Source organism: Longimicrobium terrae (assembly GCF_014202995.1).
GTDB lineage: Bacteria > Gemmatimonadota > Gemmatimonadetes > Longimicrobiales > Longimicrobiaceae > Longimicrobium > Longimicrobium terrae.
Genome location: NZ_JACHIA010000017.1, coordinates 101,170 through 123,266, shown reverse-complemented (window position 1 = coordinate 123,266; position 22,097 = coordinate 101,170). Strand labels below are relative to the sequence as shown.

18 protein-coding genes are annotated in these 22,097 nt (G+C 69.0%); 3 read left to right on the top strand and 15 right to left on the bottom strand.

Annotation, left to right across the window (positions count from 1 at the left end):
- Nucleotides 1-330: 330 nt before the first annotated feature.
- The 4 genes from secF to HNQ61_RS21465 all read right to left on the bottom strand — a co-directional run bounded on the left by secF (nt 331) and on the right by HNQ61_RS21465 (nt 5,130).
- Nucleotides 331-1,308: a protein translocase subunit SecF gene (gene secF / locus HNQ61_RS21480; RefSeq protein WP_170038764.1), complete on the bottom strand. Its 978-nt coding sequence runs from the start codon at nt 1,306-1,308 to the stop codon at nt 331-333.
- 21 nt (nt 1,309-1,329) lie between these two features.
- The gene (gene secD / locus HNQ61_RS21475; protein WP_170038766.1) at nt 1,330-2,901 is read right to left on the bottom strand and encodes a protein translocase subunit SecD; all 1,572 of its coding nucleotides are present in this window, start codon (nt 2,899-2,901) and stop codon (nt 1,330-1,332) included.
- A gap of 198 nt (nt 2,902-3,099) precedes the next feature.
- Nucleotides 3,100-4,698 carry a TldD/PmbA family protein gene (locus tag HNQ61_RS21470; protein WP_170038768.1) on the bottom strand — a complete coding sequence of 533 codons (1,599 nt, stop codon included), beginning with the start codon at nt 4,696-4,698 and terminating at the stop codon, nt 3,100-3,102.
- Nucleotides 4,699-4,854: 156 nt separating this feature from the next.
- Nucleotides 4,855-5,130 (bottom strand): hypothetical protein, encoded by a 276-nt coding sequence (locus tag HNQ61_RS21465; protein WP_170038770.1) that lies wholly within the window; start codon nt 5,128-5,130, stop codon nt 4,855-4,857.
- Between the two features lie 182 nt (nt 5,131-5,312).
- Here HNQ61_RS21465 and HNQ61_RS21460 point away from each other — a divergent pair, with 182 nt between their 5' ends.
- Complete coding sequence (locus tag HNQ61_RS21460; protein ID WP_170038772.1) at nt 5,313-6,377, top strand: hypothetical protein; 1,065 nt, start codon at nt 5,313-5,315, stop codon at nt 6,375-6,377.
- A 68-nt stretch (nt 6,378-6,445) separates the two neighbouring features.
- On the opposite strand, the gene HNQ61_RS21455 is transcribed toward HNQ61_RS21460, so the two are convergent.
- From HNQ61_RS21455 to HNQ61_RS21440, 4 genes are all read right to left on the bottom strand, one after another.
- Nucleotides 6,446-7,108, bottom strand: a complete 663-nt coding sequence (locus HNQ61_RS21455; protein WP_170040443.1) for an SGNH/GDSL hydrolase family protein — start codon at nt 7,106-7,108, stop codon at nt 6,446-6,448.
- Nucleotides 7,109-7,266: 158 nt separating this feature from the next.
- Entirely contained in the window at nt 7,267-7,581 is a 315-nt protein-coding gene (locus HNQ61_RS21450) for a Rieske (2Fe-2S) protein (RefSeq protein WP_170038774.1), read from the bottom strand.
- A gap of 136 nt (nt 7,582-7,717) precedes the next feature.
- Entirely contained in the window at nt 7,718-7,945 is a 228-nt protein-coding gene (locus tag HNQ61_RS21445) for a hypothetical protein (RefSeq protein ID WP_170038776.1), read from the bottom strand.
- Between the two features lie 310 nt (nt 7,946-8,255).
- On the bottom strand, nt 8,256-9,509 hold the full coding sequence (locus HNQ61_RS21440) for a M20/M25/M40 family metallo-hydrolase (protein WP_183685782.1): 1,254 nt from the start codon (nt 9,507-9,509) through the stop codon (nt 8,256-8,258).
- 207 nt (nt 9,510-9,716) lie between these two features.
- On the opposite strand from HNQ61_RS21440, the gene HNQ61_RS21435 reads away from it, so the two are divergent.
- A complete protein-coding gene (locus tag HNQ61_RS21435) occupies nt 9,717-12,776 on the top strand; it encodes a PAS domain S-box protein (protein ID WP_183685784.1) in 3,060 nt (1,019 codons plus the stop codon).
- Between the two features lie 423 nt (nt 12,777-13,199).
- On the opposite strand, the gene HNQ61_RS21430 is transcribed toward HNQ61_RS21435, so the two are convergent.
- A complete protein-coding gene (locus tag HNQ61_RS21430) occupies nt 13,200-13,745 on the bottom strand; it encodes an HNH endonuclease (protein ID WP_205762074.1) in 546 nt (181 codons plus the stop codon).
- Between the two features lie 583 nt (nt 13,746-14,328).
- Between HNQ61_RS21430 and HNQ61_RS21425 the strand changes: the two genes are divergently transcribed.
- The gene (locus HNQ61_RS21425; protein WP_170038781.1) at nt 14,329-14,976 is read left to right on the top strand and encodes an NAD(P)-dependent oxidoreductase; all 648 of its coding nucleotides are present in this window, start codon (nt 14,329-14,331) and stop codon (nt 14,974-14,976) included.
- Nucleotides 14,977-15,048: 72 nt separating this feature from the next.
- On the opposite strand, the gene priA is transcribed toward HNQ61_RS21425, so the two are convergent.
- The 6 genes from priA to HNQ61_RS21395 form a co-directional block, all read right to left on the bottom strand.
- Entirely contained in the window at nt 15,049-17,526 is a 2,478-nt protein-coding gene (gene priA / locus HNQ61_RS21420) for a replication restart helicase PriA (protein WP_170038782.1), read from the bottom strand.
- 166 nt (nt 17,527-17,692) lie between these two features.
- Nucleotides 17,693-18,055, bottom strand: coding sequence for a hypothetical protein (locus HNQ61_RS21415; protein ID WP_170038783.1), 363 nt, complete (start codon nt 18,053-18,055; stop codon nt 17,693-17,695).
- A 180-nt stretch (nt 18,056-18,235) separates the two neighbouring features.
- A complete protein-coding gene (locus tag HNQ61_RS21410; protein ID WP_170038784.1) occupies nt 18,236-18,505 on the bottom strand; it encodes a hypothetical protein in 270 nt (89 codons plus the stop codon).
- Nucleotides 18,506-18,772: 267 nt separating this feature from the next.
- Nucleotides 18,773-19,810, bottom strand: coding sequence for a dipeptide epimerase (locus HNQ61_RS21405; RefSeq protein WP_170038785.1), 1,038 nt, complete (start codon nt 19,808-19,810; stop codon nt 18,773-18,775).
- A gap of 292 nt (nt 19,811-20,102) precedes the next feature.
- A complete protein-coding gene (locus HNQ61_RS21400) occupies nt 20,103-20,855 on the bottom strand; it encodes a GvpL/GvpF family gas vesicle protein (RefSeq protein ID WP_170038787.1) in 753 nt (250 codons plus the stop codon).
- Entirely contained in the window at nt 20,852-22,075 is a 1,224-nt protein-coding gene (locus HNQ61_RS21395; RefSeq protein ID WP_170038788.1) for a M24 family metallopeptidase, read from the bottom strand. The genes HNQ61_RS21400 and HNQ61_RS21395 overlap by 4 nt, the downstream gene beginning before the upstream one ends.
- Between the last annotated feature and the right edge of the window lie 22 nt (nt 22,076-22,097).

The window sequence follows — 22,097 nt, the reverse complement described above, 5'->3', positions numbered from 1 at the left end:
GGGGTGCGTGGAGTGCGTGAGTGCGACGGACCGGACCGCCGGCACAGACGCGGGAGTCTGGCGGCATGGGGCGCGCCGGGCAAGGAGCAGTGGCTGTGACCGAGCCCTCCGCCGACCGCCGCCTCCGCGGTTGCCGTGCCGTGAGATCCGCTGTAGGGCCGCAGCTGGTTGATGTCTTCACGGACGCCCGCCATCCTCCGCGTCTACACCTCTCAACGTTAGCGCACGAAAAAGCCGCCGCGGACTCAACGGTCCGCGGCGGCTTCCGGGGAAGCGCGAGAGCGAAAAACGCACTCACGCACTCACGCACCCCGCACTAACGCACTTCAGTTACACCGTCGTGCGCTCGCGCGGACGGGCGCTGCGCGACGACGCGGCCTGCTGGCGCGCCGGCTTGTTGGGCCACTTGTTCTGAATGAAGTACAGAACCGGGGCCGCCACGAAGATCGACGAGAACGTACCGATGAAGATGCCCAGGATCAGCACCAGCGCAAAGTCGCGGATCACCGGGCCGCCGAACAGGAACAGCGAGATCAGCGTCACCAGCGTGCCCGACGCCGTGAGCACCGTGCGCGGCAGCGTCTCGTTGATGGCCCGGTTCAGGATCTCCAGGTACGTCTGGTCGTGCCGCGGCTTGGCCAGGCTTTCGCGGATGCGGTCGAACACCACGATGGTGTCGTTCAGCGAGTAGCCCACGATCGTCAGGAACGCCGCCACCGTGCCCAGCGACACCTCGTTGCGCGTGATGGCCAGAATGCCCAGCGTGATCAGGATGTCGTGGAACGTCGCCGCGATGGCCGCCAGACCGAAGCGCCACTCGAAGCGCACGGCCAGGTACACCATGGTGATGGCCAGCGAGATCAGAATGGCGATCAGCGCGCGGTACTGCAGCTCGTTGCCCACCTTGGGGCCCACCGCTTCCGTACGCACCACCTTGTAGGTGTTGTCGGGAAAGCGGCTGCGCAGCGCGTCGCGCACGTCCTCCTCCGGGGAGCGTCCCAGGTTTTCCTGGAACGTTTCCTTGCGCACCACCACCTCGTTGTTGCCGCCGAAGCGGCTGATCTCCCAGTCCTCACGTCCCGCGGAGCGCGCCGCGGCGCGCACGTCGGTGATCTCCACCGGACGGTTGAACGCCAGGTGCACCAGCGTGCCGCCCCGGAAGTCCACGCCGTAGTTGAGCCAGGAGCCCAGCTGCGCCACGTTCACCCCCATGGCGACGAACGTGGCAAGAAAGAGCAGGGCCGTCACCGCATAGGCGCGCTTGCGCCAATGCATGATCGGGTAGTTGGCGTTCGTAAACAGGCGCATGTCAGCTTTCTCCCGTCCGCGTCAGATGGACAAACCCTGCGCGGCCGGCGAGCGGCGCTCCAGGTACAGTGTGAAGAGCGTCCGCGTCACGAAGATGGCCGTGAACATGGAGATGATGATGCCGATGCCCAGCGTGACCGCGAAGCCGCGGATGGGGCCGGTGCCGACGTAGAACAGCACCGCGGCCGTCAGCAGCGTGGTGACGTTGGAGTCCACGATGGCCGAAAGCGCCTGCTTGAAGCCCTCGCTCACCGCCGCGCGCACCTGGCGCCCCGCGTCCAGCTCTTCGCGGATGCGCTCAAAGATCAGCACGTTGGCGTCCACCGACATGCCGATGGAAAGCACCAGCCCGGCGATGCCGGGAAAGGTGAGCACCGCGTCCAGCGCCGCCATGGAGCCCAGCGTGTACAGCACGTACAGCGCAAGCGCGCCCACCGCGAACAGCCCCGCCAGCCGGTAGTAGGCCAGCATGATCACCACCACGCCCACGATGCCCAGCAGCCCGGCGACAAAGCCCTTGTTCACCGAGTCGGCGCCCATCGTGGGGCCCACGCTGCGCTCTTCCACAATCTTGAGCGGCGCGGGGAGCGCGCCAGCGCGCAGCACCAGCGCCAGGTCGCTCGCCTCGTCCAGCGTGCTGCTGCCCAGCGTGATCTGGCCGTTGCGGCCGATCTGCGACTGGATGATGGGCGCCGTGTAGACCTGGTTGTCCAGCACGATCGCCATCTGCCGCTGCAGGTTGCGGCCCGTTTCGCGCTCGAATACGCGGCCGCCGCGGCGGTTCAACTCAAAGAACACCACCGGCCGGTTGAACTGCTGGTCGGTGCCGGCCGTGGCGTTGGCCAGGTATTCACCCGTGATCATGGCCTTGCTGTCCACCAGCCACAGCGAGCGCACGTCCTTGTTTTCCTCGGCCGAGGGCACGTTCCACAGCACCTCGGTTCCGCGCGGCAGCGCGGCCAGCACCGCCGGAGAGCGCAGGTACCGGGCGACCGCCGCGGTGTCCTTGAGCGCCACGATCAGCTGCCCCTGCGAACCCGCGCCCGCCAGCTTGCTGCTGAACGGCCGGCCCACGGCCGCGCTGTCGGCGGCGGGCGTCTTCTGCTGGAACACGCCGCCCGCCGGCGTCGCCGACGCGGGGGCCTTGGCCGCTTCCGCGGGGAAGGCGCGGGCCACCGCCTGGTCAAGCCGCGTCACCACGGACTGCGCCTCTTCCGGGCGCTTCACCACCTGAAACTCCAGGAAGGCCGCCTTGGAAATCACGTCCTTGGCCGCGTTGGTGTTCTGCAGGCCGGCAAGCTCCACGATGATGCGGGAGTCGCCGGCCTTCTGCACCACGGGCTCGGCCACGCCGAGTTCGTCCACGCGAAGGCGCACCACCTTGAGCGCGCGGTCGATGGCCTCGCTGCGCTGCGCGGAGGTGAGCGCGGCCTTGCTCTCGTCGATTTCGAGCGCGAGGTGCGTTCCGCCCTGGAGGTCCAGCCCCAGGGTGACCATGGCCCCCTTTCTGGCGTTGTTCCAGAAGAGGATGCCAACGCAGAGCGCGGCCAGCAGGAAAATCAGGCCCAGACGGGCCTTGAGGTTCTGAAACATCGGGCGTGCGAACTCCCGGGCGGAGGATGAGGGGGGAACGGAAGCTTTCTTCAGAGCGAAGAAGCGGCACTGCGAACCGTCATTCGGGATAACTCGAAAAACTATGCACGCTTACGCCCTGCGTCAACCACCGCCGCCCCGGCGCCGCGGGGGGCGGCGCCGGGGCGGCCGGGGCACAAGCGGTTGCGGGACGGCGGGTTAGGCGCGCCGCCCGGTGTTGATGACGTTGACGTCCCGGAAGCGGGCGGGCGGGCACCCGTGCGAAACGGCGTTGCTCTGCGAAGGCTGGCCCTTTCCGTCGTTGAACGAGCCGTGCACCTCGTACGTTCCGCGCCCGCCCACGGCGTCCATGCTGTTCCAGAATTCCGGCGTGCGGATCTGGTACGCCACGTCCTTGATCATGTCGCCGATGCGGCCATTGCGGATTTCGTGAAACACCTGGCCGCCGAACTGCGCGTTGTAGCGCTGCTGGTCGATGGAGAACGAGCCGCGCCCCTCGATCAGGATGCCGTTCTCGATCCCGCCGATCAGCTCCTGCAGCGTCGTATCCTTGGCCGCGTCGGGCATCAGGTTCACGTTGGGCATGCGCTGGAACTGCACGTCCGACCAGCTCTGCGCGTAGCTGTTGCCGTGGCTGCGCACCGGCCGGCCCTGCTGGCGGTACCAGTCGGCCAGCCACGGCGCCTGCTCACGCGTCGTCTGCAGGTCGTTCAGGACCCCGTTCTTGACGATCAGGTACTCGTCGGGGCGCACTCCCTCGTCGTCCCATCCCACGCTGGCCAGCGCACCGGGCGCGGTGCGCTCGGCCTGCACGTTCATCAGCTCCTTGCCGTAGCGGAACTTGCCCAGAAAGTCGCCGATGGGGTGGATGAACGACGTTCCCGCGTAGTTGGCCTCGAACCCCATGATGCGGTCCAGCTCGGTGGGGTGCGCGATGCTCTCGTGAATGGTCAGGAACAGGTGCGACGGCATGAGCACCAGGTCGTACTTCCCCGGCTCCACCGAGCGGGCCGTCAGCTTGGCGACCGCATCCGCGGCCCACTTGGGCGCGTTGCCCACCAGGTCGGCGCTGCGCACGTGCTCGTACCCCAGCCCCATGGCCGCCACCGGCGTGGACTGCCGCGCCTGGAAGTCGCCCCCGTTTGCCGACACCGCGGTCACGGTCATCTGCGGCAGGGCGCGGTACAGCGTCTGGACGGTGTAGCTGCCGTCGGTGCTGGCGAAGGTCTTTTCCTCGCGCAGAAAGAACATGGACGAGTTCACGAAGCGCGCGCCGCCACGCAGCGCCGCTTCGTTGGCCTGAAACAGCAGGCCCACCTTTTCTTCCACATCCACCTCGAACGGGTCCACCTGAATGGGCGAGCGCCAGCGGCCGTCTGCCACGCGCTCCACCGGGGCCAGCTCGACGGGGCGGGCCCGGGCGGAGGCGTTGGCGCGCGCCTGGTCCACCGCCTGGCGCGCCACGCGGGCGACTTCGTCCAGGTTCATTTCGCGGCTGGCGGCAAAGCCCCACGCGCCGTTGGCCAGCACCCGCACGCCGAACCCGGCCGTTTCCGAGTCCTGAAAGCCGGTGATCTGGCGTTCGCGGGTGGAGATGGACTGGTTGCGGTTGCGGCTGATGCGCACGTCGGCGTAGGTCGCGCCGGCGGAGCGCGCGGCGTCCAGGGCGCGCATGGCCATTTCGCGCTCGTCGGCGTCGCCGGGCGACCAGGGCGCGGCGTACGCCCCGGCCTGCGGGACCACGGTGAGCCCCGCGGCAATGGCGGCGCTGCGGGTAAGGAATTCGCGGCGTTTCATGGGAGTGCGCTCGGGGTTGGGGGATGCGCGAACATGGTAACGTCGAACGGCCGTTCGAGAAAGGGCATGCGGAACGTGCGTGCGTGCCGGGTCATCCGGTCCGGTGTCGAAAGCGCGAACCGCGCGCCGTCGCCTGTGATGTGGAATGTGGCGGCGCTATTCCGCGCCGGCGTCCCGGCCGCGGGACAGGGCGTGCAGAACAGTGATGAGCACGCCCGCGCCGGCCAGCCAGGGGCCGGACTGCACCAGCAGCGGGCCGTTTTCCGCGTCGGTCATGTGGAAGCCGTACACGGTCAGCGCTCCGCCCGCCACGCACCACAGCAGGCAGGCGAGCAACGCCACCATCCACCTGCGCAGGCCGGCGCGGCCGGCCTCCCGCTCCGCGGCCTCGCGGTCTCCGTACGGGTCGTGGCGGGACTCGGGTGGCTGCATGCGGCCTTTCGCGCCTCCGACAGGGGGAAACGGCGGGCGCGGTCCGGGTCAACCGGCCGGGGTGCCGCCGCTTGGCAAAGCCGGTGGGATGAAACATCTTCCACCCGCCGCACGTTTGTGTTTCCGCTCTCGCCGCCGCTGCGGCGCCGCTCGATCCAAACCCGTTCCGCCCGATCCTGAAGATGGCGATTCGCGAAGGACGCTGGGACTGCCCCACCTGTGGAATGGTGGGGGTGCTCGGCCGTCAGATGAACTGCCCCGGCTGTGCCACGCCCCGGCCCCAGGGCGTCCGCTTCTACCTTCCCGACGATGCCGCCGAAGTCACCGACGCCGCGCATCTGGCGCGGGCGGCCGCCGGCGCGGACTGGATCTGCGAGCACTGCGGCGCCAGCACCCCGGCCACGCAGGACCGCTGCTCCGGCTGCGGCGCGGAAAGGGGCGGCAGCGCGCTGCAGGGCACGCACGAGTACGGAATGGATGACGTGCCGCGCTCCGGCCAGGACCGCGGGGCCCCGCCGCAGGCCCTGATGACGCAGCCCGGGCGCAGGCGCCGGTGGAAGACCCCTGCCTTCCTGGTGGCGTTGGTGGCGGGGGTGATGTGGTGCAACGGATCGCGCGAAGTGGAGGCCACCGTGGCCGCCGCCGACTGGGAGCGCGCGGTGGAGGTGCAGGACTACCGCACCGTCCGCGAAGAAGACTGGTCGGTTCCGCAGGGCGGGCGCGAACAGCGCAGCTGGCGCGCCATCCGCGACTACCGCCAGGTGCTGGACCACTATGAGAACCGTACGCGCCAGGTCTCCGAGCGCGTGCAGTCCGGAACGCGCACCTACACCTGCGGAACGCGCGACCTGGGCAACGGCCACTTCGAGGACCGCACCTGCACGGAGCCGCAGTACACCACGAACTACCGCACGGAAAGCTACCAGGAGCCCATCTACCGCCGGGAGCCGATCTACGACACGAAGCACGCGTACGAGATCGAGCGCTGGCTGCCCAACGACACGGTCTGGGCGCGGGGCGACGCGGCGCGCGATCCATCCTGGCCCGCGGTGACGCTGGACGACAAGGAGCGCGAGGGCGCCCGGATGGAAAAGTACGTCCTGCACTTTCGCGACAAGGACGGCAAGACCTACGACGTGGAACTGCCCATGGACCGCTATCGCCGCTACCGGCCCGGCCAGGCGGTGGAACTCCGGGTTCCGCGCGGCTCCGGCAAGGTGGAGATCGTGGAGCCGGAGCAGAGATAGAAGCCCGGTCCGGAACGAGCCCTCCGCTGGTGTTGCCGGCGGAGGGCTCTCGTGTCTGGAGCCCCGTGTTACGGACTCGCCGCGGCGCCGGTGGCGGCGAGCGCGGACGGAAGCGCCAGGCGCGCCCACTCCGCGTACGTGGTGCCGGAGTAGTGCAGCCCGTCCGGCGCGAACGCACCCGGGGTTCCGGCGATCGCGCGGCTCTGTGGCGTGATGTCCACGTAGCGGGCGCCCAGCCGCTGCGTTTCTTCGCGGTTGATGCGGTTGAACAGGTCGATCTCCGTGGCGATCTGCGCGCGGTCGCGTCCCTCCGCGAACGGCGTCACGCCCCAGTCCGGAATGGACAGGACAATCACCCGCCCCGCGTCCCCGCCCGCGAAGCCGATCGCGCGCTGCAGCAGCGCCGCGAACTGCACGCGGTATTCTTCCGCTCCCCGGCCGCGGTACTGGTTGTTGACGCCGATCAGCAGCGACACCAGCGCGAACGGCCCGCGCGGATTTTCCTGGTCGATCGCGGTGGAAAGCTCGTCCGTCGTCCATCCCGTCACCGCGATGATCCGCGGTTCCTCGATCTCCACGTTCCGGACGTGGAGTAGGCCGGCCAGCTGCACGGGCCAGCGGTCCGCCTCCGCGGCGCCCTCCCCGATCGTGTACGAATCGCCCAGCGCCAGATAGCGCATTCCGCTTCCTCCCGTCGTGGACCCGCTGGCGCACCCGGCCAGCGCCGCCATCGCGAACACCGCGATCATCCCAATCCGCATTCCGCCTCCTTGCACTGCGCGCCGCGCGGCAACCCGTTGCGCCGCGTCACCGGGAGCAAAGCGAGGTTCGCGCCAGCTTCTCGCCGCTCTCCCCGGGAGAACGGACGACCCATCGTGACCCGCGGAGGTCAGCCGGGAAACGCGACGAAGATGCGGCCCTCGTCGTCCACGCGCGTCGCGAACGTTTCCAGCGCCTTGGTGGCGGGAAGGCCGGTCGCGCGGCCGGTGCACACGTCAAAGGTGGCGCCGTGCCAGTTGCAAACGAGTTCGGTGCCATCCACCTCGCCGCCGTCCAGCGGCAGTTCCTCGTGCGTGCACATGCCCTGCAGCGCGTAGATCTCGCCTTCCACGTTGCAGAGCACGATCTCGCGCCCCGCGACGGCGAACTCGCGGGCTTCGCCTTCGGGAACGTCGGTCAGCAGTGCGGCCTGAATCTCGGGCATGAACACTCGTCGGTGGCGGGTCCTGTTCAGAGGCCGCCCAACATGCCCCCCCCGCCCCGCCCCGGCAAGGCGATGCGCATCGGTTCAGTTGATGAAGATCCGCCGCTCGTAGTCACTGGCGGGCGCCACCACGGGATTACGCCCGGGCCCGACGGCCGCCCGCCGCGGTCCGTGCAGCCTTCTTTGCCCGAGGCGGGCGGCCGCTGGGCCGCCCCTGTGACGCGCGATACTCCATCAGCACGCGCCCGGAGATCACGTCCTCCAGGCGGCCCTGCTGAAGCGCCAGCGTCACGACGTCGACTTCGTCGCGGCGCACCTTGCCCGTGGGCCCGTCGTTCACAAGCGTTCGCGTTACCCTTGCCATCGCTTCCTCGCTGGTTTGAGTGTGCGGTTTAAGATAGTGTGATCGCTATAAACATCAAGCCCCGCCTTGCTTCTCGTCCGCAAGCTGGCGCGTCCGGATCGGAATGTTTCACCCCCGCGCGAGCATCGTCGACAGAAAACCGAGCAGCCATCAGGCTTCCGCTCACGACCGGGCGATCCATCGCGCGGCCGGGTCGAGAAGCCGGGATCGCGATACTCATCCAGTTGCCGTCATCGACAGAAAAACGGGCCGGTCCCCGAGAGGGCCGGCCCGTTCGTTTTCCATCGAACACTGCTTTCCACCGTCCGCGTCAGCGAACGCCGGCGAGGGTGAGAACGAAGAGCAGCGCCCACTCCGTGCCGCGCTGGCTGTCGGTGGTGTCGAACCACTCGCCCAGCGAGTGCGCGCCGCCTCCCCGGCCGCCGCCGTCGATGGTGACGGCCGGGATCCCCAGGCTGATGGGGATGTTGGCGTCCGTGCTGCTGGCCCCGGATTCCACCGCGAAGCCCAGCGCGCGTCCGGACGCCTCCGCCGCGCGCACGATGGCCGCGTCCGGCGACTGCCGCCCGCCGGGGCGGATGCCGATGGTGTCCACCTTGAGCGTCAGCCGGTCGCCCTGCGTCCAGCGCGCGTTTTCCTCCGCCAGCGCCGCGCGGATCGCCTGCTGAAAGCGGTCGTCCAGCGACTGCAGCGCAGCCTCGTCCACCGAGCGCATGTCCATCTGCAGCCCGGCCTCCATGGCGATGGAGTTGACGGACGTGCCGCCCTGGATGACGCCCACGCTGAAGCTGACGCGCGGATCGGACGGAACCTGGAATTCCGAGATTTTCGCGATCGCGCGGCCCAGCGCGTGGATCGGGTTCGGCACGCCGAAGTCGCCGTAGCTGTGCCCGCCCGGCCCGCGGTACGTAACGGCGTAGCGGTGGCTGCCCACCGCGTCGCGGGTGAGCCCCAACCCCGTGCCGTCGATGGAGATGAACGCATCCACCCGGTCCTTGAGCTCCATGCCGAACAGGTTGCGCACGCCGCGCAGATTGCCCGGACCTTCCTCCCCCACGGTGCCCACGAAGATGAGGGTGCCGCGCGTCTGCACCTGCGCCTGGTTGAGCGCCCCCGCGACGGAAAGCAGCACCGCCAGCCCGCGGCAGTCGTCGCCGATGCCGGGGCCGCGCAGCGTGCTGCCCTGGCGCTTCACGGTGACGTCGGTGCCGTCCGGAAACACGGTGTCCAGGTGCCCGGAAATGACGATCACGGGCTCGCCCGGCTGCCCCGGCCGCTCGCCGATCACGTTGCCCACCGCGTCGATACGCACGTTGCGCAGCCCCAGCGCCTCCAGCCGGCGGCGGTACTCCTCGCCCCGCGCGGCCTCCTTGAACGGCGGCGCCGGGATCTCGCAGAGCGCGATCTGGTTTTCAATGGTCTGCGGCTCCGTCGCGCGCACGTGCTCCAGCGCCTGCCGCACGCGCGGATGTCCGTCCGGCACTCTCGGCGTCTGTGCGTGCGCGCCGTGCGCGAAGAGGAGGGCGACGGAGGTGGCGGCAACCGTGCGGGCTGTGTGCGGCATGGCGGATTCTGGCTGGGGGAGCGTCAGGCGTGCGCCGAATGTAGAACGCGGCGGACGGGCAGGCAAAGCCGGGTCGGCGGAGGCCGGGAATCCGCGGAGCGCCTTCCCCGGTGCGGGAACAGACGGATCGCGCCATGTGGAGCAAAGGTGAGGATATTGCAATGTCCCCGGCGCGACCGACATGATCCGGACCCCGATCTCGCGCTGATGACTTCCATCGACAGCCCCACGCCTGACCGCGCGGACGCCGACCATTACCGCCGCCAGCTCCAGACGGTGGCCGCGAACGCCACGCTTGCGCTGTTCATCCTGGATGAACGGCAGCGCTGCACGTTTCTGAATCCCGCCGCCGAGCGCCTGACCGGCTTCACGCTCGACGAACTGCGCGGCATGCCGCTGCACGACTACATCCATCACACGAGGCCGGACGGCTCGCCGTATCCGCTGGAGGAGTGCCCCATCGACCGCGCGTTTCCCCAGAACATGCGCGAGCAGGGCGAAGAAATCTTCGTTCACCGGGACGGACACTTCTACCCGGTCGCGTTCACCGCCAGTCCCATCCGTGACGGGGAACGTACGGTCGGCACCATCATCGAGGCGCGCGACATCACGGACGAGCTGCGTGCGCGGGAGGAAGGCGCCCTCCGCGCGCGCGAGTCGGCGCTCATCGCCGCCGTGGGCACCACGCTGACGCAGGGCGGATCACTGCGCGATGTGCTCCATGGCTGCACGGACGCGACCGTGGAGCACATGGATGCCGCCATCGCACGGATCTGGACTCTGAATCCGGCGGAACAGGTGCTGGAGCTTCAAGCCAATTCCGGCCCCGCCTCGTCCATGGAAACGACGGCCCGTCGCGCTCCCCTGGACTCCAGACTCGGCCGCCTCGCGCGCGGGGGGCAGCCCGTTCTGACCCACGATTTCGCGAGCGATTTCGACGCCGTCGATCCGGAGGGGGCGCGGCGCGAGGGGGTGGTGGCGTTTGCCGGCTATCCGCTTTCAGTGGATGGAGAGGTCGTGGGCGTGATGACGCTGTTCGCCCGGCACCCGCTGCCGGAGCGCACGCTGGACACGCTGGACCTGATCGCCGACGGGATCGCGCTCGCCATCGCGCGCGTGCGCGCGGACGAGGCCCGCGAGCGGCTGGTGCGCGAGGTGGAGACGCAGCGTTCCCGCCTGGCCGCCGTCTTTCAGCAGGCGCCCGCGTTCATCGCCACGCTCCGCGGGCCGCAGCACGTGTTCGAACTCGCCAATCCGCCGTACGAACAGCTCGTGGGACACCGCAAGGTCGTGGGGCTTCCCGTAATCGAAGCGCTGTCGGAGGTGGCGGGCCAGGGCTTCATCGACCTGCTGGACAACGTCTACCACAACGCCGAGCCGTTCATCGGCAACGAAATGCCCATCCTGCTGCAGCGCTCACCCGGCGCGGAGATGGAGCGGCACTTCCTGAATTTCGTCTACCAGCCGCTGGTGGACGCGGACGGCTCGGTTTCCGGCATCCTGGTGCACGGGGTGGACATCACCGAGCAGATGGAAGCTCGGCGGATGGTGGAGGAGCAGGCGATCGAGCTGGAGGCGCAGAAGGAGGAACTGCAGCAGCAGGCCTCGCATCTGGAAGACGTGCAGATCGAGCTGGAGGCGTCCAACGAAGAGCTGCAGAAGGCCAACGAGGAGCTGCGGAATGCGCGCGACGTGGCGGCTCGGGAAAGTGCGCACCTGGCCGCCATCATCGAGCACGCACCGGTGGGGATCGTGATCGCCGAGGCGCCGGGCGGGCACATCGTGGCGGGAAACCGCCGCGTGGAAGAGATCTTCCGCCATCCGGTGCTGCAGTCCGCCGCCATCGAGGGATACTCGGAATGGGTGGCCTACCACCCGGACGGACGGCGGGTGGAGGGGCACGAGTATCCGCTGGCCCGCGTGTTCGGCACGGGCGAGGTGGCCGGCCCGGACGACTACCTGTACCAGCGCGGCGACGGCACGCGGGCGTGGGTGCGCATCACCGGCGCGCCTATCCGTGACGTGAATGGAGAGCTGACCGGCGGGCTGGTGGTCATCGACGACATCGACGCCGAAAAGCGCGCCGCGGACGAGCGCGAGCAGCTGATCGCGGACCTGGAGGTGGGGCGCGCGCGGCTGCAGCAGATCTTTACGGAAAGCCCGGCGGTCATGGCGCTGTACGCCGGCCCCGAGCACGTGGTGACCATGGTCAATCCCGCGTGGGAGCGCATCGTGGGCAAGACCGGCGCGGTGGGCCGGCCGTTTCGCGAGGCGTTTCCGGAGTTTCGCGAATCCGGCCTGTTCGAGCTGCTGGACCACACCTACGAGACCGGCGAGCCGTACGTGGACCCGGAGGTCAACGTGCCCATCGACCGCTGGGGCACGGGGATTCTGGAAGACAGCTACTGGAACCTGGTGTGGCGCCCGCTGGCGGGAGAGGGACCGCAGGGGCGCGACATTCTCGTTCACGCGGTGGACGTGACCGGGCAGGTGCGGGCGCGCAAGGAGGTGGAGCTGAAGGCGGAGGAGCTGGCGCGGGCCGCGCGGGCGCTGGAGGCCAGCAACCGCGAACTGGACCAGTTTGCCTACGTGGCCAGCCACGACCTCAAGGCGCCGCTGCGCGGAATCAGCAACCTGTCCACGTGGATCGAGGACGACCTGGGTGACGCGGCCACGCCGGAGGTCAGGGAGCAGCTGGCCATGCTCCGCGGCCGCGCGGTGCGCATGGAGGCGCTGATCGACGGCATTCTGCAGTACTCGCGCGCCGGCCGCGTGCGCGACACCACGGACCGGGTGGATACCGGGGCGCTGGCCCGCGACGTGGTGGACCTGCTCGCCCCGCCGCCCGGCGCGCGGATCACGGTGCAGCCCGGGATGCCGGTCATCGTCACCGAGCGCCTGCCGCTGCAGCAGGTGCTGATGAACCTGATCGGCAACGCCATCAAGTACGCCGGCGGCGGCGAGGCCCGGGTGGAGGTGTCCGCCACGCGGGCCGCGGACGGCGCGTGGGAGTTCGCCGTGCGCGACCACGGCCCGGGGATCGCGCCGGAATACCACGAGCGCATCTTTACGATCTTTCAGACGCTGGAATCGCGCGACGTGGTGGAAAGCACCGGAATCGGGCTGTCCATCGTCAAGAAGCTGGTGGAAGGGCGCGGCGGGCGCGTGTGGGTGGATTCGGCGGAGGGCGGAGGCTCCACCTTCCGCTTCCTGTGGCCTGCCCAGAGCGCCTCCACGGAACCATCGGTGACGGATTCCGGAGATTGACGAAAGGCCGTCCCGGCCGCGGAGGAATCCCGGCCGGCCCCTCACCTCACAGGTCACGGGAAGACCCCGAGCGGTCACGCTCAGGATGATATTTGTTGCTGGGAAGCCAGTTACCCCGCCCGCAGGCGTCATCCTGAGGGAGCGCGGGCGGGATCGTCAGACACGCCGATCTCTGCGCGACCGAAGGATTTACTTTCCCGCCGAGCCAACATCGCGTTACGCACGCCAGTTCTCGCGGGGAGAGCAGATCCTTCGTCGCGCCTGACTCCGACGCGACGGAAAACGTGTCCACCGCCGCCTCAGGAGGACGGTGCGCGCCCATCCATCTCCCGCCACACGCAGAACGTCCGTCCCGGGCGAGTACCCGGGACGGACGTTGCGCAAAATAAAAGGCGGGCCAGTCCAGGAGCGACGGGCCCGCCGTTACGAAACCAGCGCCAGGTGGCGCACCGGCTCGATTTCCGGAGCGGTACCGTGCTGCTCGTCCTCGGCGTGCCGCTGCAGCGCGTCCAGCACCTCGTCGCCGTAGAACATGGCGACGTACTTGGCCTGCACGGCCGTCACGCGCCGCACCGCCCACACCAGTTCCACGTAGTTGGGCTCGCTGGGCTTGCGCGACAGGTGCATTCCGCACTCTTCCGGAAGGTGGCTGGCCTTGCGGTTGTTGCACTGCGAGCACGCCGTGGCCACGTTCTCCCACGTGTTCTCGCCGCCGCGCGACAGGGGCACGACGTGGTCGCGCGTAAGGAACTCGCGGCCGCGCAGCTGGGCCTTGTGGCGGCCACAGTACATGCAGCGGTAGCTGTCTCGCGCGAAGAGGAAGGTGTTGGTCACCTGGCGGCGGAATCTGCGCGGAACGTGCACAAACCGCTTGAGCCTGATGACGAGCGGGGCCGCCACCCGTTCCCGGGCGGAGCGAAAGATTCGGCAGTCGTCCGCTTCCAGTACCTCGGCCTTGTGTTCAAACACGAGCCTGAGCGCGCGTTCAACGGGCAGTATGGTCAGCGGTTCGTACGATGCATTGAGTGCCAGACACCCCATGTGCTCGCCCCTCCTTTCGGCGAGTTGTGCGTTTGCGTTCTGCGTTCGTTACCGGCTGCCTGCGTGTGATGAGGAATCAGAGCGATGCCCGTGCGAACGTCCGTTCACCTGCACCGGCGCGCGCCTTCCGTGCAACGGGAAGGACGCGGATGGAACCGGGAAGTGACGAAAGTTGGCGCACGAACCTGCTAAGGCCAAGATGAAGATGACTACGGGTGGAAGGTTTCGTCAACCCGCGCCACCACATCTGGTGTAGCGAGTCTGTCACGCCGGCTCTGCGCCCGGTTTTCGGCATGCGGGCAGCGGTCCGCAACCTTCTGCCTGGCAATCACTTAGCCGTTTTGACGATGATCGTCGGTTCCAGCGCCGGTGTTGGGCGCCGCGCCAACGTACTGCCGGTTCCGGCCACGCGCGGCACCGGCCCTGTGATTGCAGCACTGGTAGATGGAATGCGCCTCGAGCCATCCGCGGCGAGAGGTGGGGTTGATCAGGATAACGTGAGGATGGATCGATGAAGATCGTGCTGTTCGGAGCCACGGGTCAGGTTGGCCAGCGGGTCGTTCGCGAGGCGCTGGAGCGCGGCCACGAAGTCGTCGGCGTCACGCGGGATCCGTCGCGGACGCAGACGCCGGATCCGCGCGTGCGGCTGGTGGCGGGAGACGCGACGGATGCGGCGAACGTCGCCGCTGTCGCCAGGGGTGCGGACGCGGTGATCAGCGCCATTTCACCGCGCCCGGGAACGACGGGGAACGCGCCCACACTCACCGGCGCGGCGCGCGGCCTGATCGCGGGCGTGCGCGAGGCTGGCGTCAAACGGCTGATCTCCGTCGGCGGCGCCGGGAGCCTGGAAGTGGCGCCGGGGCTGGCGCTGGTGGACTCGCCCGGCTTTCCGGACGCCTACAAGCCGGAGGCGCTGGACGGCAAGGAAGCGCTCGCCGTCTTCCGCGCGGAGGCTGAGGGACTGGACTGGACCTTTGTGAGCCCCGCCGCCGTCATCCATCCCGGCGAGCGGACCGGGGTCTATCGCACGACGGGGGACCAGTTTCTGGCGGATGAGCACGGCAAGAGCGCCATCACCTTCGAGGACTTCGCGGTCGCCCTGCTGGACGAACTGGAGCGTCCCCAGCACGTCGGCAAACGGTTCGGCGTCGCGTACTGAGCGTCGGGTGGATGGACGAAGCCCCGCTTCCAGGGTTGGAAGCGGGGCTTTACGTTTTCCGCCCGATGCGCGTCAGAGCAGCGCCACGGGATCGCGGTCCAGCGCCAGCCGCAGATCTGCCTTGGAGTTGGACGGCAGGCGGTACTTCTCGTAGAAGTAGCGCGCCACTTCGCCCAACGTCTTCGGACTGTCGGAGCGCAGGATGAAGTGCCAGCGCCAGCGTCCCCGGATGCGGTCGATGGGGCACGGCGCGGGTCCCACCAGCGCCACACCCTTCACTTTGCGCCCGGTCAGCAGCCCGGAAACCCAGTCCGCCGCCTCCACCGCCGCGGCCTGCGTCGCGTTCTCCTCCGTCCCGCTCACGACCACGTTCAGCAGGCGCGAAAAGGGAGGATAGGCGGGCTCGCGCCGCGTCTCGAACTCCTTTTCCGCGAAGCCCACGAAATCGTGGTCCGTGGCGGAAAGGATGGCGTAGTGGTTGGGGAGCGCTGTCTGGATGAACACTTCCCCGCCCTTCACTCCGCGCCCGGCCCGTCCGGCCACCTGTGTCAGCAGCTGAAAGGTGCGTTCCGTGGCCCGGAAGTCGGGAAGGTTGATCCCCACGTCCGCGTTGATCACCCCGACCAGCGTCACGTTGGGAAAATCCAGTCCCTTGGCAATCATCTGTGTGCCGAGCAGCAGGTCCACCTCGCCCCGCTCCACGCGGCCCAGAATGTCGTGGTGCGCCCATTTCGCGCCGGTGGTGTCCACATCCATCCGCGCGATGCGGGCGGAGGGAAACGCCTCTTCCACGGCGCGCTCCACCTGCTCCGTCCCCACGCCCTTGAAGCTCAGGTCATCCTCGCCGCACGACGGGCAGTGCCTGGGCGCTTCTTCCTCGTGCAGGCAGTAGTGGCAGGTAAGCCTGTGCCGCTTGCGGTGATAGGTGAGCGAGACGTTGCACTGCGGGCAGTGCCACACCAGCCCGCACTCGCGGCACTGCACAAACGTCGCGTATCCGCGGCGGTTCAGAAGGAGGATGGTCTGCTCGCCCTTGGCGATGCGATCGCGCACCGCCGCGGCAAGCACGTCGCTGACCACCACGGGCGCCACTTCCTGCAGCGGCCCCGTGCTCTTCCTGATCCGCTCGCGTTCCTTCTTGAGGTCCACGATCTTGATGGGCGGAAGCGGCTGCCCGCCCACGCGTTCCGGCAGTTCCAGCAGGTTGTACTTGCCGGCCTGCGCGTTGGCCCAGCTTTCCAGTGCGGGCGTGGCGGAACCCAGCAGGCACACCGCGCCCTCCATCCGCGCGCGCACGACGGCCACCTCGCGGGCGTGGTAGCGCGGCGCCTCTCCCTGCTTGTACGAGCCCTCGTGCTCCTCGTCCACGATGATGGCGCCCACCCGCTCCATCGGCGCGAACACGGCCGAGCGCGCGCCGACCACGATGCGCTTTTCCCCCGATCGCAGGGAGCGCCACTCGTCGTAGCGCTCGCCGTCGCTGAGGGCGGAGTGCAGCACGGCCACGCGGTCGCCGAACACGGCCTTGAAGCGGCCGACGGTCTGCGGCGTGAGCGCGATTTCGGGGACGAGGACGATGGCCGTCTTCCCCTGGCGGTCAACCACCTCGCGCAGCAACTCGATGTACACCAGCGTCTTGCCCGATCCCGTCACGCCGCGCAGCAGAAACGTCCCCGGCGCGGACGTGCGCGTAGCGGCGACGAGCGCGTCGATGACGCCGGCCTGCGCGGGCGTGGGGTTCAGCCGGGGCGCGGCCGTCGCGGCGATGGCGGCATAGGGATCCCGCGGGATGATCTCCTCATCCACCGCCAGCAGTTCTTTCTTCACCAGCTGGCGGATGAGCTCCGAGCCGAAGCCCAGCCCCGTCGTTACGTGCGCCGTGTCCGCCGAGCCGCCGATGGACTCCAGCGTCTCGTACAGCTCGCGCTGCCGCTTCGCCCGGCCGAACGCCTCCTCGCGGGAAAGGAGCGTCGGCAGTTCGCGCGCGATGCGTACGACGCGGCGGGTGCGCACGGGCGGCTCCACGCGCGGGCCCTCCGTTTCCACGCGGACGATTCCTTCCTGCTCCAGCCGGCGGATGACGGGCCACCACGCGCGCTCTCCCAGTACCCGCCGCACGCGCGCAACCGGCTGCAGTCCCTCTCGCTCGCGCAGAAAGGCGACCAGCTTGGCCTCGAACTCGGAAAGCGCGGCCTCGCCCGGGTCGCGCGCCAGCGTCACGAAGTCGGTGGACGAGTCCGTAAGCCCGGCGGGGAGCGCCGTCCGCAGCACCTGGCCCAGCGGCGCCAGGTAGTAGTCCGCGATCCACCGGCAGAGCTTCAGGATCGGCAGCGTGGCGGAGGGCGTCGCGTCCAGCACGGCCGTGACCGGCTTGGCGCGCTCCGGCTTGGCGGCCGTCTCCACCACGCGGTCGATCCACCCGATGCGCTCGCGCTGCCCGAACGGCACCAGCACGCGCGCGCCGGCCCGCGCCTGTGCGCGCAGCTCAGGCGGAACGGCGTACGTAAAGGTACGCGGAAGTGGAAGCGGGAGCGCGACTTCGACGAACAAGACCAGGTAATAGGGAATAGGGAATAGGGAATAGGAGGGACGGCGCGCACGGCGGCGTCACTCCCGGAAGCCAAAAGATAACAGCGCGCGACAGGGGGCGTGAGAACAGAAACAGCCAGCACGCGTACGGCGTGGCTGGCTGTCGTTATCCATCAATGATTTGCGATCACTCCGGCCGCCGGATGCGCCAGCCGAGATAGTGCCCGATGTCGTCCGCGGCACCGTACGCCTGACCTCGGACGTACTCGTGGGGATCGTGGAACCCCGCCTCGATCAGGGGCAGCACCTGCCTGCGCGACAGCCGCCGGTGCACCCGCGCGATGTGGCCGAAACCGAGAAGCGCGTTGCCCCGCACGTTGAAATGCGGATGCGTCGCCAAGCGCAGGCACACGCTTTCCGCCCACTTCGCGTCCTCCGCGTACAACGAGGCAGACACGACGGCGTACAGCAATTCTTCCGGCCGGTCCCGCGCGATCGCCGCCTCTACCTCCGCCGGTCCCCACTCCGGAATCGCTTCGTATTTCGCCATCGATTTCCTTCACTCGCCGTCGCCCCGAGCTCCGGAACCGCGTTGCACCGGATGGCGCCATCCACCTCGATCCCAGGACCCGCGAACGGATTGTGGGCGAGAAGGACGGCGCCATCGCGGTCCACGCAGTTCACCAGTGGCGTAAACTGCAGCGGGAATGCCACTCCGCCGGCGGGGAAACTACAGGCAGGCATCCGTGGCGGGGCCGCCACCGCAGACCCCCGGCTCCGTGGGCTGGCACTCCGGCGAGCAATACGTCAGGGCATGCACCAGCGTGGGACAGCCGTCGTTGGCGGACGCGCAGACGTAGGGCGCGTACGTCTCGCAGCACTCCGTGTTCTCCACGTACGTCTTGGCATGGCCCAGCACGGTCCCCCGCCCCGCCGCCGGGGCGATGGTCGCAAAGGACTCCACCTGCAGGTTGCTCAGCTCGAGCTTGATCTGGCGCATCTTGGGACCTCCGGAATGAGAACAGATGTAATGGCGGTATCCGGAATGGTAACCCTGCACGCCAGCCAACCGGAAGCCCTCGCGGCCCAGAAGGAACGTACGGCCAATCCGCGTCGTGCAGTGAGGCGGATACTCCGTACCCTTTGCACCGCCAGCACCGGCGAGTCGCATCCGGCCATTGCAGCTCGTTCAGGAGACGATCACGACAGGTGGCGGGATGTGCATGTCAGCACAACAAACGCGCACCACGGCGACGGGCTGAAACAATCACTCCCTCCGGCGCACGCCGAGCCCGGGTTCCGAATTGAATCGAACGGTTCCATCCGCCTCGATCCCGGGCCCCGCGAACGGATCGTGCGCCAGAAGGGCGGCGCCATCCAGGTCCACGTAATCCACCAGTGGCGTGATCTGCACGGCGGCGGCGATGCCGAGCGTAGATTCGATCATGCAGCCCAGCATCACCTTCATGTTGTGCGCGCGCGCCGCGTGGATGATGCGGATCGCCTCGCGCAGGCTGCCGCACTTGCTGAGCTTGATGTTCACGCCATCCACCACGCCGGCCAGCTTGGCCACGTCCGTCGCGTTCTCCACCGACTCGTCGGCGATGATGGGGAGCGGCGAGTTCTCGCGCACGAGGCGAAGGCCGGCCAGATCGTGCGCGGGCAGCGGCTGCTCCACGAACTCCACGCCGAACTCCTGGAACATCGGCATGACGGCGATGGTCTGCTTGGCCGACCAGCCGGTGTTGGCGTCCACGCGGATCGTCTTGCCGGGCGCTTCCTCGCGAATCATGGACAGGATCTCGCGGTCGCGCGGCGTGCCCACCTTGATCTTGAGGATGGGATACGCGGCCGCTTCCCGCACCTTGGCGCGCATCACCTCCAGCTCGTCGATGCCGATGGTGAACGACGAGCGCGGCGCCGCCGCGGGATCCAGCCCCCACAGCTTCCACACGGGCACGCCCAGCCGTTTGCCGACAAGGTCGTGCATCGCCGCGGAGATGGCCACGCGCGCGGAGCCGTTGTGCGCCAGCGCGTGGTGCACCGCGTCGTCAATCCGCTCCAGCGCGAAGGGATCGCCGCCGGCCGCCTCTTCCAGCGCCTCCGCCAGCCGGGGGAGGATAGCCGTCACCGTATCCGCCGTCTCGCCGTAGAACGGCTGCGGCGAGGCTTCGCCCCATCCTTCCACGCCATCGCTGTCCCGCACGCGCACCCACACCAGCCGCCGCGACGGAGGCCCCACCTGCCGCGCGATGTTGAACGCGTGCTTGGTCTGGAGTTCGACGATCTCGAAGGAAAGCTTCATCGACGGAAGTGCGTGAGTGCTGAGTACGTGAGTGCGTTCGCCGAAGAGACTGGAGCGGATGAATCCGCCGCTCGAACGGCGCCAAGCTCCGACTCGCGGCCGCTGCCGCGTCCACGATCGAGGCTTCATCTGCCTCGGAGAAACAGCCGGGGCCTCCGCCGCAGTCCGCGGAGGCGGACTTCGTGTCTTTCGAGGCGCGGTTTCAACCGCCGGGCGGGACCACGAACGCCGGCGATGTCCTCCGCGGCGAACCGTCACCCGCCTCACCTTTTCGCCTCACCGGCCTTGCCAGCTATCGCGCCACGTGCGGAACTTCCACCCCGGTGACGGCGCGCATCTGCACGAAGTCGTACGCCGGCCACGGCCCCGTCAGGTCCAGCTGCAGCGCGCTGTTCAGCCGCGCCAGTACGTCCAGCCGGCTCTGGAACCCGGACGACGAACCGCGCTCCACCAGGAACGCGGCGCTCAGCACCCGCTGCCCCGCCGCGGGAAGCGTCACCGCGGCCACGCTCGTGCGCCGCAGCTCCGCGTAGATGTGCGTGGCCAAGTCCAGCGCCATTTGCCGCGCGAACCCCGGATCCACCACGTCCACGTGCAGCCGGAACTCCCACCGACCGCCCACGCGCTCCATCGCGCCGTGAAGCGACGCGTGGGACTCCGTAAGAAAACCGCGCACCGCGTCCGCGTCCGCGAACACGATCCCCACCGGCGCAGGCACCACGTGGCCCTGCAGCAGCGCGCGATGCACCTCCCAGTGGCGGGAAGCGACATGCCCGGGCTCCAGCTCCCCCCCCGGCGGCGGCGCGGGGCACACGAGCGCGCACAGGTCCGTTCCCGCCACCACCGAGGCACCGAGCGCCGGGTCCGCGGGCTCCCACGCGGCCCCGTGCTCCAGCGCGGGGAGCACGGCCAGCAGCGCCAGCCCGTGCGGGGAGCGGTGCAGCGGCCCCGGCGAGGGCGCCAGCCCCAGTTCCGACGCCACCTGCGGCCCGGCCAGGTCCGTCCGTGCCGCGGCTTCGGCGGGCGTGGGATCGGTGTCGGTCATGCGAACCGCGGGTCGGAAAGCAGCGCGTACACCTCGGTCTGCGGCTCCGGCGTGGTGACTTCGGGCCCGTCCGCGCCCATGTACACGTTCACCTCCGAGCGGAAACCCAGGTCGCCGGGCAGGTAGATCCCCGGTTCGATGGAAAAGCCCACGCCCTGGATCAGCGTGCGCGTGTCGCGCGTTTCCAGGTTGTCGATGTTGGGCCCGGAGCCGTGCAGGTCGCGGTCGATGGAATGCCCCGTCCGGTGGATGAAGGCATCTCCCCAGCCGCGGTCCGTGATGACGGCGCGCGATGCGTCGTCCGCCTCGTAGCCGGCCACGTCCTCGCCCGCTCTCCACCGGCGCCGCACCAGATCGATTGCCGCCAGCCGCGCGTCACGCACCGCGGCAAAGATGTCGGCGATGCGCTCCGGCACCTGCTCGCCGGCGTACCCCATCCACGTCTGGTCCGCGTAGACCGACGCGTCGTTCTCCTTGCCCCACAGGTCGATCAGCACCAGGTCGCCCGGGCGGATCTCGGAATGCTTTTCCGCCGAGGGGCCGTAGTGCGGATTGGCCGCGTTGCCGTTTACCGCCACGATCGCGTCACCGCCCACGGTGATGCCGCGCCGCTCGAACTCCTCGCCGATCCACACGCGCACGTCCCACTCCGTCAGCGTGCGCCCGGCCCGCAGCGCCTGCGCCACGTGGCGGAACGCGCCGTGAGCCGTCTCGTACACGTCGCGCGCGGCGCGCCGGTGGCTGGCGAGCCCCTCGTCGGACCAGCGGGCGTAGAACGCGCTCACCAGGTCCGCGGAGGTCACGATCTTCGCGCCGGTCGCGCGCACCAGTTCAATGACGCCGGCGGGAACGCGGTCCACGTACGGCACCGCGTCGCTGGCGGCGTACTCCATGGCCACGCGCGGGTTGCCGCCCAGCAGCTGCGCCAGCCGGCTGTCCAGTTCGCGCCACGAGGAGTATGGCCAGTTTTCCCCGATCCACCCCGTCCACGGCTGCTGCTCAATGCGGTGCGTGAGCGCCACCGGCTCGCCCTGCGCCGGAATCCAGACGAAGTAGCGGCGCGTCATCGCGGGCAGACCCAGCAGGTCCGAGGCGATGGGGTTGTTGCCCTTGAAGTTGTACAGCAGCCAGCCATCCACGCGGGTGCCGCGCAGGTGCTCGCGAATTCGTTCCACGGTGTCGCGGCTCAGCGCGACGGTTTCTTCCACGACGGCCATCATCCGGTGCGGTTGGGGGAAGGCG

Bases quoted from the DNA above. Each gene is read 5' to 3' on its own strand.
- secF (WP_170038764.1), bottom strand. From the start codon at position 1,308: ATGCGCCTGTTTACGAACGCCAACTACCCGATCATGCATTGGCGCAAG.
- secD (WP_170038766.1), bottom strand. From the start codon at position 2,901: ATGTTTCAGAACCTCAAGGCCCGTCTGGGCCTGATTTTCCTGCTGGCC.
- HNQ61_RS21470 (WP_170038768.1), bottom strand. From the start codon at position 4,698: ATGAAACGCCGCGAATTCCTTACCCGCAGCGCCGCCATTGCCGCGGGG.
- HNQ61_RS21465 (WP_170038770.1), bottom strand. From the start codon at position 5,130: ATGCAGCCACCCGAGTCCCGCCACGACCCGTACGGAGACCGCGAGGCC.
- HNQ61_RS21460 (WP_170038772.1), top strand. From the start codon at position 5,313: ATGGCGATTCGCGAAGGACGCTGGGACTGCCCCACCTGTGGAATGGTG.
- HNQ61_RS21455 (WP_170040443.1), bottom strand. From the start codon at position 7,108: ATGGCGGCGCTGGCCGGGTGCGCCAGCGGGTCCACGACGGGAGGAAGC.
- HNQ61_RS21450 (WP_170038774.1), bottom strand. From the start codon at position 7,581: ATGCCCGAGATTCAGGCCGCACTGCTGACCGACGTTCCCGAAGGCGAA.
- HNQ61_RS21445 (WP_170038776.1), bottom strand. From the start codon at position 7,945: ATGGCAAGGGTAACGCGAACGCTTGTGAACGACGGGCCCACGGGCAAG.
- HNQ61_RS21440 (WP_183685782.1), bottom strand. From the start codon at position 9,509: ATGCCGCACACAGCCCGCACGGTTGCCGCCACCTCCGTCGCCCTCCTC.
- HNQ61_RS21435 (WP_183685784.1), top strand. From the start codon at position 9,717: ATGACTTCCATCGACAGCCCCACGCCTGACCGCGCGGACGCCGACCAT.
- HNQ61_RS21425 (WP_170038781.1), top strand. From the start codon at position 14,329: ATGAAGATCGTGCTGTTCGGAGCCACGGGTCAGGTTGGCCAGCGGGTC.
- HNQ61_RS21415 (WP_170038783.1), bottom strand. From the start codon at position 18,055: ATGGCGAAATACGAAGCGATTCCGGAGTGGGGACCGGCGGAGGTAGAG.
- HNQ61_RS21410 (WP_170038784.1), bottom strand. From the start codon at position 18,505: ATGCGCCAGATCAAGCTCGAGCTGAGCAACCTGCAGGTGGAGTCCTTT.
- HNQ61_RS21405 (WP_170038785.1), bottom strand. From the start codon at position 19,810: ATGAAGCTTTCCTTCGAGATCGTCGAACTCCAGACCAAGCACGCGTTC.
- HNQ61_RS21400 (WP_170038787.1), bottom strand. From the start codon at position 20,855: ATGACCGACACCGATCCCACGCCCGCCGAAGCCGCGGCACGGACGGAC.
- HNQ61_RS21395 (WP_170038788.1), bottom strand. From the start codon at position 22,075: ATGATGGCCGTCGTGGAAGAAACCGTCGCGCTGAGCCGCGACACCGTG.